The organism is Citrobacter meridianamericanus (assembly GCF_041320245.1).
Lineage (GTDB): Bacteria > Pseudomonadota > Gammaproteobacteria > Enterobacterales > Enterobacteriaceae > Citrobacter > Citrobacter meridianamericanus.
The window spans coordinates 1,801,327-1,815,851 of record NZ_CP101036.1 but is presented as its reverse complement, the minus strand read 5'-3'; the positions used below and the strand labels follow the sequence as shown (position 1 = coordinate 1,815,851).

The 14,525-nt window shown below is 55.6% G+C and carries 12 protein-coding genes; all 12 read right to left on the bottom strand.

The annotated features are described in order from the left end of the window. Positions 1-25: 25 nt before the first annotated feature. Positions 26-1,483 (bottom strand): NADH-quinone oxidoreductase subunit NuoN, encoded by a 1,458-nt coding sequence (gene nuoN, locus NMD08_RS08640; RefSeq protein WP_048211072.1) that lies wholly within the window; start codon positions 1,481-1,483, stop codon positions 26-28. A gap of 6 nt (positions 1,484-1,489) precedes the next feature. Beyond that, positions 1,490-3,019 (bottom strand): NADH-quinone oxidoreductase subunit M, encoded by a 1,530-nt coding sequence (gene nuoM / locus NMD08_RS08635; protein ID WP_003027692.1) that lies wholly within the window; start codon positions 3,017-3,019, stop codon positions 1,490-1,492. A 76-nt stretch (positions 3,020-3,095) separates the two neighbouring features. Next, complete coding sequence (gene nuoL, locus NMD08_RS08630) at positions 3,096-4,937, bottom strand: NADH-quinone oxidoreductase subunit L (protein WP_210904534.1); 1,842 nt, start codon at positions 4,935-4,937, stop codon at positions 3,096-3,098. Continuing rightward, positions 4,934-5,236, bottom strand: a complete 303-nt coding sequence (gene nuoK, locus NMD08_RS08625; RefSeq protein WP_000612644.1) for an NADH-quinone oxidoreductase subunit NuoK — start codon at positions 5,234-5,236, stop codon at positions 4,934-4,936. Before nuoK ends, nuoL begins: the two co-directional genes overlap by 4 nt. Beyond that, complete coding sequence (nuoJ, locus tag NMD08_RS08620) at positions 5,233-5,787, bottom strand: NADH-quinone oxidoreductase subunit J (protein ID WP_003028059.1); 555 nt, start codon at positions 5,785-5,787, stop codon at positions 5,233-5,235. The genes nuoK and nuoJ overlap by 4 nt, the downstream gene beginning before the upstream one ends. Before the next feature lie 11 nt (positions 5,788-5,798). Continuing rightward, on the bottom strand, positions 5,799-6,341 hold the full coding sequence (gene nuoI / locus NMD08_RS08615) for an NADH-quinone oxidoreductase subunit NuoI (RefSeq protein WP_003028062.1): 543 nt from the start codon (positions 6,339-6,341) through the stop codon (positions 5,799-5,801). Positions 6,342-6,355: 14 nt separating this feature from the next. Continuing rightward, on the bottom strand, positions 6,356-7,333 hold the full coding sequence (gene nuoH, locus NMD08_RS08610) for an NADH-quinone oxidoreductase subunit NuoH (RefSeq protein ID WP_003028063.1): 978 nt from the start codon (positions 7,331-7,333) through the stop codon (positions 6,356-6,358). Beyond that, on the bottom strand, positions 7,330-10,056 hold the full coding sequence (nuoG, locus tag NMD08_RS08605; protein WP_370619968.1) for an NADH-quinone oxidoreductase subunit NuoG: 2,727 nt from the start codon (positions 10,054-10,056) through the stop codon (positions 7,330-7,332). Before nuoG ends, nuoH begins: the two co-directional genes overlap by 4 nt. A gap of 81 nt (positions 10,057-10,137) precedes the next feature. Next, the gene (gene nuoF / locus NMD08_RS08600) at positions 10,138-11,475 is read right to left on the bottom strand and encodes an NADH-quinone oxidoreductase subunit NuoF (RefSeq protein ID WP_187253461.1); all 1,338 of its coding nucleotides are present in this window, start codon (positions 11,473-11,475) and stop codon (positions 10,138-10,140) included. Beyond that, the gene (nuoE, locus tag NMD08_RS08595) at positions 11,472-11,972 is read right to left on the bottom strand and encodes an NADH-quinone oxidoreductase subunit NuoE (protein WP_003028069.1); all 501 of its coding nucleotides are present in this window, start codon (positions 11,970-11,972) and stop codon (positions 11,472-11,474) included. Before nuoE ends, nuoF begins: the two co-directional genes overlap by 4 nt. A gap of 2 nt (positions 11,973-11,974) precedes the next feature. Continuing rightward, positions 11,975-13,777, bottom strand: a complete 1,803-nt coding sequence (gene nuoC, locus NMD08_RS08590; protein WP_151219925.1) for an NADH-quinone oxidoreductase subunit C/D — start codon at positions 13,775-13,777, stop codon at positions 11,975-11,977. Positions 13,778-13,862: 85 nt separating this feature from the next. Further along, positions 13,863-14,525 (bottom strand): NADH-quinone oxidoreductase subunit NuoB, encoded by a 663-nt coding sequence (gene nuoB / locus NMD08_RS08585; protein ID WP_003028075.1) that lies wholly within the window; start codon positions 14,523-14,525, stop codon positions 13,863-13,865.

Below are 14,525 nucleotides of genomic sequence, written 5' to 3'. Positions count from 1 at the left end.
GGTTTTTTCGTTATTGCATGTAGCCTTACATCAGCGGAGCCGCTAACTGCACGATGCTGATCAGCGGTTGCGGGTAGATACCCAGCACCAGTACCAGCAGGGCAGAAATCAGCACCACAATACCGCCCGCGCTGTACTGCCAGTTGGATGGCGCATCGCGGTTCAACTGCTGTGGTGCGCTCAGATACAGGCTTACGGCAACGCGCAGGTAGTAGTACAAACCAATCGCGGAACCGACAACCACGGCAGCAACCAGCCACCACAGGTTAGCCTGCACACCGACCGCCAGTACGTAGAACTTACCGATAAAGCCCAGCGTCATCGGGATACCTGCCAGAGAAAGCATCATCACCGTCATCACTGCTGCGAGGATCGGACGATGCCAGAACAGGCCACGGTAGGAGAACAGAGAATCGGCATCCGGACCACGATACGGGCTGGACATCAGGCTGACCACACCGAACGCGCCGAGGCTGCTGAACAGGTAACCGGCCAGATAAACGCCAACGGCTTCCATCGACATCTCGCCGCTCTGCAGGGCAATCAGCGCCACTAACAGATAACCGAGGTGAGAGATAGAAGAGTAACCAAGCAGACGTTTGATATTGGTCTGACTCAGCGCCATCAGGTTACCAAAGATGATGGAAGCAAAGGCAATCACGCCCAGAACGATACGTACCGCTTCGCTATCACCGACCGGTGCGTACAGGAACAAACGCATTACCACGCCGAAGATAGCGATTTTGCTCGCCGTCGCCAGGAAGGTGGAAACCGGAGCCGGAGCGCCCTGGTAGACGTCTGGCGTCCACAGATGGAACGGAACCAGCGAAAGTTTGAAACCGAGGCCAACAATCATCAGACCGAAGCCCGCCAGCAGCAGCGGTTCGCTCAGCATGCCATCGCCGAGGCTCTTACCGAGCGCGACAAACGACAGATTGCCAGACTGCGCGTACACCAGCGCCATACCGAACAACAGGAAGGAAGAGGCTGCGGCAGACAGAATGGTGTATTTGATACTGGCTTCCAGCGAACGTTTCTGACGGAACGCATAGCCAACCAGACCAAACAGCGGCAGAGAAATAAGCTCAATACCAAGGAACAGCGCCGCCAGATGGTTAGCGTTAGCCAGCAGAATACCGCCGAGCGCCGCAATCAGTACCAGCAGGTAGAACTCTTCCCGGTTGTCGTCGTAGCCTTCCAGCCACGGGTAAGCGAAGGTACAGGTGGCAAGACTCGCCAACAGCACCAACCCGGTGTAGAGCATGGCGAAACCGTCAACCCGCATCAGCGGGGTGACGTCCATGGCGCCCGCCTGGCCAACAAACCAGAGCGAAACCAGCGCGGCGTTAAGCCCAATGACCGATAACGTGGCATTGAGGAAGTGATTGCGTCGCCACGCAATGGAGAGCATCACAACCACCACCGTCAAGCCGACGATCAGCAGCGGTAGCAGCGCAATCAGGTGTTGTGGAGTTATTGTCATGGCGATTTACGGCCTTGTAGTAGTAACGGAATTAACAAACCACTGCTGGATGTTGCTCATCGCAGAATGCGAGGTATCCAGAATCGGCTGCGGATAGAAGCCAAGCAGTACCAGAAGCACGACCAGCAACAGGATGATAAACAGCTCACGCAGCGACATCCCTGGCAGTTCAACACTGGCAATCTGGCTCTTCGCCTTACCGAAGTAAGCGCGATGCAGCATCGCCAGCGAGTAAACGGAGGCAAACACCAGACCAAAGGTTGAGATCACGGTAATAACCGGAACCACCTGGTAGCTGCCGAAAAGAATCATAAATTCGCCAACGAAGTTACCTGTACCCGGCATACCCAGCGTACACACTGCGAAGAACATTGACAGCGCAGGCAACCATTTCATTTTGCCCCACAGGCCGCCCATCATACGCATATCACGCGTGTGCAGACGTTCGTACAGCTGACCACACAGGATGAACAGGCCGGCTGCGGACAGACCGTGCGCAATCATCTGAATAACCGCACCCTGGTACGCCAGCTGGCTGCCGGTGTAGATAGCAATCAGCACGAAGCCCATGTGCGATACGGAAGTGTAGGCAATCAGACGTTTGATATCGTACTGATTAAAGGCCATCCACGCGCCGTAGAAGATACCGATAACGCCCAGCCACATGGCGATAGGCGCAAACTCCGCCGACGCGTTCGGGAACAGCGGCAGAGAGAAGCGCAGCAGACCGTAGGCCGCGGTTTTCAGCAGAATCCCCGCCAGGTCAACAGAACCTGCGGTCGGTGCCTGGGAGTGCGCATCCGGCAACCAACCGTGCAACGGAACTACCGGCATTTTCACCGCGAAGGCGATGAAGAAGCCCAGCATCAACAGATATTCCACGCCGTGGGACATAGGGGTGTTCAGCAGCTCTTCATAGTTGAAGGTCCACACGCCAGTCGCTTTGTAGTGCACAAACACCAGCGCCAGGATGGCAATCAACATCACCAGACCACTCGCCTGGGTATAAATGAAGAACTTGGTTGCCGCCGTGATACGCGTTTTACCGTCAGAGGCTTTATGCCCCCACAGCGCGATCAGGAAGTACATCGGCACCAACATCATTTCCCAGAAGAAGAAGAACAGGAACATGTCGATGGCAAGGAATACGCCGATTACGCCGCCTAAGATCCACATCAGGTTCAGGTGGAAGAAGCCCTGATATTTTTCGATTTCATTCCAGGAGCAAAGTACCGCCAGAACACCGAGCAGACCGGTTAGCACCACCATCAGCAACGACAAACCGTCGATAGCAAGATGAATAGAGATGCCAAAACGTGGGATCCACGGCAGGACAAACTCAGACTGCCACTGCGGAATGCCAGCGGATTGCGTCAGTGAATAGCCGCCCTGCAACCACAGTTGCAGGCCAAGCGCCAGCGTCAGTCCCATGGTAATCAGCGCGATCCAGCGCGGCACCTTCACGCCAAAGCGTTCGGTCTGCCAGCACAGGAAGCCACCGATAAAGGGAATCAATATTAGCCAGGGTAGTAACATGGCGATTTTTATTCCTTTTTAAGGCCCCTAACAGAGGCCTGATTTTCAACGAATTTGGATAAAATTCACTTTACGATCAACGCAGTACCATCAACAGTGCCAGCACAACAACGGCGCCGATGCTCATTGATGCCACATACCAACGCAGATAGCCGTTCTCGCTGAGCAGCAGGCCTTTACCTGCAAAGCGAGACAGGATCGCCGGAATGTTCATCATTGAGTTCAGCGGATCGCGTTTCAGCAGCCATGCCACGCCAAGGAACGGCTTGACGAACACTTTGTCGTACAGCCAGTCGAAGCCCCAGGCGTTATACCACCAGGTACCCAGCAAACGGCCCGGCGCACTGTTGGCAATCGACGTCACCAGCGTGCGTTTACCCAGCCACAGCCATGCTGCGATCAGGATGCCCGCAATCGCGACGATACCGGAGGTAATTTCCAGCGTCATAACGCGCCCATGCTCAAGCTCGGTCGTCGCAGGCAGTACACCATGAAGCGGCGGCACAATCAGCGCGCCAACGAAGGTGGACAGGATCATCAGCACAATCAGCGGCAGATGATGGGTAATCCCCTTCCCGGCGTGAGCGTGAATTTGTTCTTTTCCGTGGAACACGATGAAAATCATACGGAAGGTATACAGAGAGGTCATGAACGCACCGACCAGACCTGCCACCATCAGATTGATATGACCGTTCGCCATCGCACCGGCCAGAATCTCATCCTTACTAAAGAAGCCTGCGGTAATCAGCGGTAGAGCCGAAAGCGCCGCGCCACCGACCAGGAAGCAGGCGTACACCAGCGGAATAGACTTACGCAGGCCGCCCATCTTGAAGATGTTCTGTTCGTGGTGGCAGGCCAGAATAACCGAGCCGGATGCCAGGAACAGCAGCGCTTTAAAGAAGGCGTGCGTCATCAGGTGGAAAATCGCCGCATCCCATGCCTGAACCCCAAGCGCCAGGAACATGTAGCCAATCTGGCTCATGGTGGAGTAAGCGAGAACGCGTTTGATGTCGGTCTGTACCAGCGCAGCAAAACCCGCCAGCACCAGCGTGATAGCACCGATAATCCCCACCAGATGCAGGATTTCCGGGGTCATCAGGAACAGGCCGTGCGTACGTGCAATCAGGTAGACACCAGCGGTAACCATCGTTGCGGCGTGGATCAGCGCGGAGACAGGCGTTGGACCCGCCATCGCGTCGGCCAGCCATGTTTGCAACGGCAGCTGCGCAGATTTACCGACCGCACCGCCCAGCAGCATCAGGGTCGCCCACATCAGCATGTTGTTGCCGTCTGCAAAGTGCGCAGGTGCCAGCTCCACCATCTCGCGGAAGTTAAGCGTACCCAGCTCGTTGTAGAGAATGAACAGCGCGAAGGCGAGGAACACGTCACCGACACGGGTCACCACGAAGGCTTTCATAGCCGCTGCGCCATTCTTCGGATCGGAGTAATAGAAACCGATCAGTAAGTAAGAGCACAGGCCCACACCTTCCCAGCCCAGGTACATCAGCAGCAGGTTATCCGCCAGTACCAGTACCACCATGCTGGCGATAAACAGGTTGGTGTAGGCGAAGAAACGGGAGTACCCCTCTTCCCCGCGCATATACCAGGAGGCGAACATGTGGATCAGGAAGCCGACGCCGGTTACCACCGAAAGCATGGTCAGCGACAGACCGTCCAGCACCAGGTTAAAACCGATGTTGAAATCACCGACCGACATCCACGTCCACAGCGGCTGGCTGTAGACCTGCTGGCCATTAGCAAAGAAATCAACGCCAACAAACGCAGTGACCAGCGCCGCCAGGCCAATCGACCCAACGCCCACAGTCGCGGAGAGATTTTCTGACCAACGACCGCGAGAGAACGCCAGTAATACAAAGCCAATAAATGGCAGAATAATGGTTAAGGCAAGCATGTTCATCCACGCATCTCACTTACTGAATCAATGTTCAGGTTCTGGCGACGGCGATGAAGTTGCAGCAACAGCGCAAGTCCAATGCTCGCTTCCGCAGCCGCAAGGCTGATGGCGAGAATGTACATCACCTGACCATCGGTCTGGCCCCAGTAGCTTCCGGCGACCACAAAGGCCAGCGCGGAGGCGTTAATCATGATTTCCAACCCGATCAGCATAAACAGCAGATTGCGGCGGATAACCAGACCGGTCAAACCCAGGACGAATAAAATCGCAGCGAGGATCAGTCCATGTTGTAAGGGGATCATGCGTGCTCCTCCGTTTTTCTTTTCGCGCGGTCATCGGTGCGATTGCTCAGCACTTCACCTGAACGCTCTTCGCGCCCCACGTGGAAGGCCACAACCAGACCCGCCAGCAGCAGCATCGAAGCCAGTTCGACCGCCAGTACATACGGTCCGAACAGGGAAATCCCGACTGCCTTCGCGCTAATTGGCGTCCCGTCGATGCCCTGATCGTTAACGCCCAGAATGGCGTAAACAATGACCACCAGCATGATGGCCGACAGAATCGCTGGTCCAATCCACACTTGAGGTTTCAGCCACTGGCGTTCCTGTTCAATTTCAGAACCACCGAGGTTGAGCATCATTACCACGAATACGAACAGCACCATGATGGCGCCCGCGTAGACGATAATTTCCAACGCACCCGCGAAGTAAGCGCCTAACGAGAAGAACACCCCAGAAATCGCCAGCAGCGAAATAATCAGATACAGCAGTGCGTGTACCGGATTGGTGTGGGTGATCACCCGCAAGGTTGCGAGAATGGCTATCAGGCCACAGATATAAAAAGCGAACTCCATTGCCCCTCTCCTTACGGTAACAGGCTCTTGACGTCGATAGGCTTGGCTTCGTTCTCAGCTTCGCCCTTATCTTTGCCGTCGATTGCCATACCTGCCATCCGGTAGAAGTTATATTCCGGGTATTTGCCCGGACCGGAGATCAGCAGATCCTCTTTCTCGTAAACCAGGTCCTGGCGCTTGTACTCACCCAGCTCGAAATCTGGAGTCAGCTGAATAGCCGTTGTCGGACAGGCTTCTTCACACAGGCCGCAGAATATGCAGCGTGAGAAGTTAATGCGGAAAAACTCCGGATACCAGCGGCCATCTTTGGTCTCTGCTTTTTGCAAAGAAATACAGCCTACCGGACACGCTACCGCACACAGGTTACAGGCAACGCAACGCTCTTCACCGTCTGGGTCACGGGTCAGAACGATACGGCCACGGAAACGGGGCGGTAGATAGACCGGCTCTTCCGGGTACATCTGCGTTTCGCGTTTCGCGAACGCATGCAGGCCGATCATCCAGATACTGCGTACCTGGGTGCCGAAACCTACGAACAATTCTTTTAAGGTCATGGTCTTTGTGTCCCTTATTGCGCCTGCCAGAGAATGACAGCCGCCGTTACCAGCAAGTTGACGAGCGTCAGCGGCAGACAAACTTTCCAGCCGAAGGACATTACCTGGTCATAACGAGGACGCGGTAACGACGCACGAATCAAAATGAACATCATCATGAAGAACGCGGTTTTCAGCGCGAACCAGACGAATGGCGGTAAGAACGGGCCATGCCAGCCACCGAAGAACAGGGTAACCATCAACGCAGAAATGGTGACAATACCGATGTACTCACCCACGAAGAACAGACCGAATTTCATACCGGAATATTCAATGTGGTAACCATCTGCCAGTTCCTGCTCGGCTTCTGGCTGGTCAAACGGGTGACGGTGACACACCGCCACACCCGCGATGGCAAAGGTGACAAAACCAAAGAACTGCGGAATTACGTTCCAGATATCAGCCTGGTTGTTGACAATGTCGGTCATGTTAAATGAACCGGCCTGTGCCACCACGCCCATCAGGGAAAGTCCGAGAAACACTTCGTAGCTCAGCGTCTGCGCAGACGCACGCATCGCACCGAGCAGCGAGTATTTGTTGTTGCTCGACCAGCCGGCGAACAGCACCGCGTATACCGCGAGGCCTGCCATCATCAGGAAGAACAGGATCCCGATGTTCAGGTCGGCAACCACCCAGTTCGGACTCACCGGCACAATGGCGAAGGCCAGCAGCAGCGAAGTGAAGGCGATCATCGGAGCCAGGGTAAAGATGACGCGATCCGAGAATTTCGGGATCCAGTCTTCTTTAAAGAACATCTTGATCATGTCCGCAACCAGCTGGAGCGAACCACCCCAGCCAACACGGTTCGGTCCGTAACGGTTCTGGAACAGACCCAGCAGACGACGTTCGCCAAAGCTCATGAATGCCCCGCAGGTGACCACCACCAGCAGGATCACCACAGCTTTGAGAATGCTCAGCAGGATCTCAATCAGATCGGGTGTAATCCAACTCATTGTTGTGCCTCCTGCAGATCCTCAAGACGCGCACCTGCCAGAACTGGTGCGATGCCCGGCATACCCATCGGCAAACCAACCTGCCCTGCCGTTAATCCTTCAGCGATGTCAACCGGCAGCGTGACCGTAATGCCATCGTAGCTGAAAGAAACGCGCGTACCGGCATTGACACCTAACTTCGCGGCATCTGCCGGGTTGAGTTTAATGTACGGCTGCGGCATACGGGTCTGGAAGACCGGCGCACGCTGGGACATTTCGTCACTACCAAACAGGTGATAGTAAGGCGCGATACGCCACTGACCTTCCTGAGCCTGGAAGCTCGCCGGAACGGTCGTGAAATAATCCATACTCCCCGCGGAAGCTTCGATCAGACGCACACCCGGATCGCCATGGCGCAGTTTACCGCCCACTTCATCCTGGAACTTGTTCCACGCCTGTGGGGAGTTCCAGCCTGGAGCCCAGGCAAACGGAATTTGTGAACGCGGCGCAGACGGCTGGTTGTTCCCTTCCATAGAGAAAGCGAACATGGTGTCTTTGTCCTGCGGCTGACGCGGTTCGTGTACGCTGATGTTAGCGCGCATTGCGGTACGCCCACTGTAGCGGTGCGGTTCACGCGCCAGTTTCTGTCCACGGATACGGAAGCTTGCGTCCGGTGCGGCATCTTTAATACCCGCCAGTTGCGGCAACTTCTCAACGACCGCGTCGATAACGTGGTCGAGCTGCGTCCAGTCCACTTCACGGCTCTGCACGGTGCTGTGCAGCGAGTGCAGCCAGCGCCAGCTTTCCAGCATTACGGTGTTGCTGTCGTAGTAGGATGGGTCATAAACCTGGAAGAAGCGCTGGGCGCGGCCTTCGTTGTTAATCACCGTACCATCGCTTTCGGCGAAGCTTGCGGCGGAAAGCACCAGATGGGCGTTTTCCATAATCGCGGTGCGCTGATGGTCAACAACCAGTACCAGCGGCGCTTTCGCCAGCGCGGCATCAACGCGGGCGGCTGAAGCATGGCGATGCAGGTCATTTTCCAGCACCACAACGGCGTCAGCGCGACCTGTTTCCAGCTCGGTCAGCGCATCGTCAAGAGAACCACCCCCCATCATGCCGAGGCCCATGCTGTTAACCGAGCGAGCAATCATGGTGATGCCGACGTCTGCGCCACGGCCTTTCAGCGCCTTCGCCACGTTGGCTGCAGCCTGAATCACTTCGGCGCTACCTGCGTTGGTACCGGAAATAATCAGTGGTTTCTTCGCCCCGGCCAATGCCTGAACGATAACGTCAATTTTGTTCTGCAGGTCACGGTCGATACCGTCAACCGCCGGAGCGTGGTTATCCAGCGCGTGGGCGATAGCGAAACCTAAACGCGCCTGATCTTCAACCGGCGCACGGTAGGTCCATGCCGCGATGTCATCCAGACGGGTGTTATCGACGTTGGTAACGAACAGCGGGTGCTTGGCGCGCTGGCCGATGTTAAGGATGGCCGCGATCTGCCAGTCAGCCACTTTTTGTGCCGCCGCCATTTCGCGAGCTTTCCCTTTCACCGCCTGACGCACCGCCAGCGCAACGCGCGCACCAGTCTGGGTCACATCTTCACCCAGCACCAGGACTGCATCGTAAGACTCGATTTCGCGCAGTGCCGGCGTATGAATGCCGCCGTCACGCAGCACGCTCAGTGCCAGTTGCAGACGCTCCAGCTCACCCTGAGCAATACCGGTATAGAAGTTATCCGCACCGACCAGCTCACGCAGCGCGAAGTTACTCTCAACACTGGCGCGCGGAGAGCCGATACCGATTACTTTCTTCGACTGACGCAGAATGTCAGCCGCGCCCTGCATCGCCTGTTCTGCGTTGAGGGTGATCAGGTCATCGCCACGGCGCTGTACTGGCTGACGCGGACGGTCTTTCAGGTTCACGTAACCATAACCGAAACGACCACGGTCACAGAGGAAGTAGTGGTTAACGGTACCGTTGTAGCGGTTTTCGATACGGCGCAGTTCGCCATAACGCTCACCCGGGCTGGTGTTACAACCAATGGAACACTGCTGGCAGATGCTCGGCGCAAACTGCATATCCCATTTACGGTTATAACGCTCGGAGTGCGTTTTGTCGGTAAACACGCCGGTCGGGCAAATTTCTACCAGGTTACCGGAGAATTCGCTTTCAAGCGTACCGTCTTCCGGACGACCAAAGTAGACGTTGTCATGTGCGCCATACACGCCCAGATCCGTACCATCAGCATAATCTTTGTAGTAACGCACGCAGCGATAGCAGGCGATGCAGCGGTTCATTTCGTGAGAGATGAACGGCCCCAAATCCTGGTTGCGGTGTGTACGCTTCGTGAAGCGGTAACGACGGAAGCTATGACCAGTCATGACGGTCATATCCTGAAGGTGGCAATTACCGCCCTCTTCGCAGACCGGGCAGTCGTGCGGGTGGTTGGTCATCAACCACTCGACGACGCTTTCGCGAAACTGCTTCGCTTCTTCGTCATCAATTGAAATAAAGGTGCCTTCGGTGGCAGGTGTCATACAAGACATCACCAGGCGACCACGCGTATCTTCCGCGTTCTGATATTGCTTCACCGCACACTGGCGGCAAGCACCGACGCTTCCCAGCGCCGGGTGCCAGCAAAAGTACGGAATATCAAGGCCAAGAGACAGACAAGCTTCCAGCAGGTTGTCCGCTCCGTTGACCTCATATTCTTTGCCGTCTACATGAATCGTAGCCATAGTCAGCATGCTTCCAGTTGGCTTAGTCAGAGACTAAGCGTTAATCGAATTACTTATCGCGATGCAGGGGTAAGCCTGTAATCACCAGCGCTCTTTCAGCAGGTTCGGCTGAATACCACCAATAGCGTGGGTATTGCTGAAGGTCTGCTTGATGCCAGCTTCGAATTCTTCGCGGAAATATTTAATGGCGCTCTGTAGCGGTTCCACCGCCCCCGGTGCGTGTGCACAGAAGGTTTTACCCGGGCCGAGGAAACGACACAGTTGCTCAAGTGTCTCGATATCCCCAGGCTGGCCTTCGCCACGCTCCAGTGCGCGCAGAATTTTCACACTCCACGGCAGACCATCACGGCACGGCGTACACCAGCCACAGGACTCGCGGGCAAAGAACTCTTCCAGGTTACGCACCAGCCCAACCATACCAATCTCGTGGTCGACGGCCATCGCCAGCGCAGTACCCAGACGGCTACCCGCTTTACCGATGCTTTCGAATTCCATCGGCAGGTCGAGGTGTGCTTCAGTCAGGAAGTCAGTCCCCGCACCGCCAGGCTGCCAGGCTTTGAACTTCAGGCCATCGCGCATACCGCCCGCGTAATCTTCGAGGATCTCACGCGCGGTAGTGCCGAACGGCAGCTCCCACAGTCCCGGATTCTTCACGCGACCAGAGAAGCCCATCAGCTTGGTGCCAGCATCTTTGCTCTTCGAAATGTTCTGGTACCACTCCACGCCGTTTGCGAGGATAGCCGGTACGTTACACAGGGTTTCGACGTTGTTAACGCAGGTCGGTTTACCCCATGCACCAGAGCTTGCCGGGAACGGCGGCTTGGAACGCGGGTTAGCACGACGACCTTCGAGGGAGTTAATCAGCGCGGTTTCTTCACCACAGATGTAACGACCTGCCCCGGTGTGCACAAACAGTTCGAAATCGAAGCCAGTGCCCATAATGTTTTTGCCAAGCAGACCGGCTTCGGTCGCTTCAGCAATCGCGCGGCGCAGATGCACGGCCGCTTCGATATATTCCCCGCGCAGGAAGATGTAACCGCGGTACGCTTTCAGCGCAAACGCGGAGATCAGCATGCCTTCCACCAGCAAGTGCGGTAGCTGTTCCATCAACAGGCGGTCTTTATAGGTGCCCGGCTCCATTTCATCGGCGTTACACAGCAGGTAACGGATGTTCATGGATTCGTCTTTCGGCATCAGGCTCCACTTAAGACCGGTGGAAAAGCCCGCGCCGCCACGCCCTTTCAGGCCAGCGTCTTTTACCTGATTAACGATTTCATCCGGTGACAGTCCGGTCAGGGCCTTACGCGCACCTTCGTAGCCATTTTTGCTACGGTATTCGTCCAGCCATACCGGCTGTTTGTCATCACGCAGACGCCAGGTCAGCGGATGCGTTTCGGGAGTACGGATAATGTTTTTCATTTATACCGCTCCAGCAGTTCGGGAATGCCTTCCGGGGTCAGGTGAGCATGAGTATCTTCATCGATCATCATGTTCGGCCCCTTGTCGCAGTTCCCCAGGCAACAGGTTGGCAGCAACGTAAAACGACCGTCAAAGGTCGTCTGCCCCGGCTTGATGTTGAGTTTTTTCTCAAGCGCAGCCTGGATCCCCTGGTAACCATTGATATGGCACACGACGCTGTCGCAATAGCGGATCACGTGGCGACCGACCGGCTGGCGGAAGATCTGGCTGTAGAACGTGGCAACACCTTCTACGTCGCTGGCCGGGATACCCAGCACATCAGCGATCGCATAGATCGCCCCATCCGGCACCCAGCCACGCTGCTTCTGAACGATTTTCAGCGCTTCAATGGACGCCGCACGCGGGTCTTCGTAGTGGTGCTTCTCGTGCTCAATCGCTTCACGCTCAGCCGCACTCAGCTCAAAAGCCTCGGTTTGTGGTTGTTGATTCTCGTGCATAATTAGCGGTCCACATCTGACATAACAAAATCGATACTACCCAGATGGACGATCAGGTCGGACACCAGGCTGCCACGTACCGCTACCGGGATCTGCTGCAGGTGCGCATAGCTCGGGGTACGGATACGGGTACGATAACTCATGGTGCTGCCATCGCTGGTCAGGTAGTAACTGTTGATACCCTTGGTCGCTTCCACCATCTGGAAGGACTCGTTTGCCGGCATAACCGGTCCCCACGAAACCTGCAGGAAGTGGGTGATCAGGGTTTCGATATGTTGCAGCGTGCGCTCTTTCGGCGGCGGCGTGGTCAGCGGATGATCCGCTTTAAACGGGCCTTCCGGCATGTTGTTGAGGCACTGCTCAAGGATGCGCAGACTCTGGCGGAGCTCTTCAACTTTCAGCATCACGCGGGTATAGCAGTCGGACACGCCGCCGCCAACCGGAACTTCAAAGTCAAAGTTCTCATAACCAGAGTACGGACGTGATTTACGCACGTCGAAATCAATACCAGTCGCACGCAGCGCAGCACCGGTACAACCCCAGTCCAGCGCTTCTTTTTTACCGTATGCGGCAACACCCTGAGAACGGCCTTTCAGGATGGTGTTGCGCAGTGCGGCTTTCTCGTAAGAATCCAGACGTTTTGGCATCCAGTCGAGGAAGTCACGCAGCAGTTTGTCCCACCCGCGCGGCAGATCGTGTGCTACGCCACCGATACGGAACCAGGCTGGGTGCATACGGAAACCGGTGATCGCTTCCACTACGTCGTAGATTTTCTGACGGTCGGTAAAGGCGAAGAATACCGGAGTCATTGCGCCGACGTCCTGAATGAACGTGGAGATGTACAGCAGGTGGCTGTTTATGCGGAACAGTTCGGAAAGCATAACGCGAATCACGTTCACGCGATCCGGTACGGTAATGCCCGCCAGTTTCTCAACCGCCAGCACGTACGGCATTTCGTTAACGCAGCCGCCGAGGTACTCAATACGGTCGGTGTACGGGATGTAACTGTGCCAGGACTGACGTTCGCCCATCTTTTCAGCACCACGGTGGTGGTAGCCGATGTCAGGTACGCAGTCGACGATTTCTTCGCCATCAAGCTGCAGCACAATACGGAACGCACCGTGAGAAGACGGGTGGTTAGGACCGAGGTTGAGGAACATGAAGTCCTCGTTTTCGGTGCTACGCTTCATGCCCCAGTCTTCTGGTTTGAAGGTCAGCGCTTCCATTTCCAGATCCTGTTTGGCTTTAGTCAGCTCAAACGGATCGAATTCGGTCGCACGCGCCGGGTAGTCTTTACGCAGCGGATGACCTTCCCAGGTATGTGGCATCAGCAGACGCGTCAGGTGCGGGTGACCTTCGATGTCGATGCCAAACATTTCCCAGGTTTCACGCTCATACCAGTTGGCATTCGGAAATAGTTTGGTGAAAGTCGGTACGCGCAGATCGTTTTCAGACAAAGCCACCTTGAGCATGATATCGCGATTGCGTTCAATGGAGATCAGGTGATAGAAAACAGAAAAATCCGCGGCGGGTAACCCTTCGCGGTGCGTACGCAGACGTTCGTCCATGCCGTGTAAGTCAAACAGCATGACGTAAGGTTTCGGCAGTCTCTTTAAGAAATCGCCAACTTCCAGTAATTGTTCACGCTTGACCCAAACAACGGGTACCCCGGTGCGAGTCGCCTGAACGGTAAAGGCATCCGGCCCAAAACGGTTGCGCAGTTCGCCAATGACCGGGTCATCAAGGTGATCCCGTGTTTGCCATACGGCGTCTTGCGCGGTTAAGTCGGTCATATTGTTCACCATTGCAAATGGTCCGTGGTGGTCGGCAGTGCTTCGCGCTATTTATGTAGTGGTAAGCGAAGGAAGTGCTGCTGCCGACAGGCGCAAATTAAATCTCGTCTGGTGTACGAAGATTCGTTACAGCAATACGTTCGCCGCGTTTACGCTCGCGTTCTGACTGCATATTGGCGCGATAAACGCCCTGATCGCCAACCACCCAAGAGAGCGGGCGGCGTTCTTTGCCAATGGAATCTTGCAACAGCATCAGAGCCTGCATATACGCTTCCGGGCGCGGCGGGCATCCCGGGATGTACACATCGACCGGAATGAATTTATCAACGCCCTGCACCACAGAATAGATGTCGTACATACCGCCAGAGTTAGCGCAGGCGCCCATGGAAATAACCCATTTAGGTTCCAGCATCTGATCATAGAGACGCTGAATTACTGGCGCCATTTTGGTAAAGCAGGTTCCGGCTACGACCATCAGGTCAGCCTGACGCGGCGATGCACGCAAAACTTCAGCACCAAAACGGGCCACATCGTGCACGGCGGTAAACGAGGTCACCATCTCAACGTAGCAGCAGGAAAGGCCAAAGTTATATGGCCAAATTGAGTTTTTACGGCCCCAGTTAACCATGTCATGCAGCTTGCCCATGAACACGTTTTTGTTAACTTCCTGCTCCAGGGGGTCGGTTACGATCTCCTGTTTTTGCAGGGGGTAACGGTCGTTCTCACCGTTAGGATCTATGCGGGTGAGCGTATAATCCAT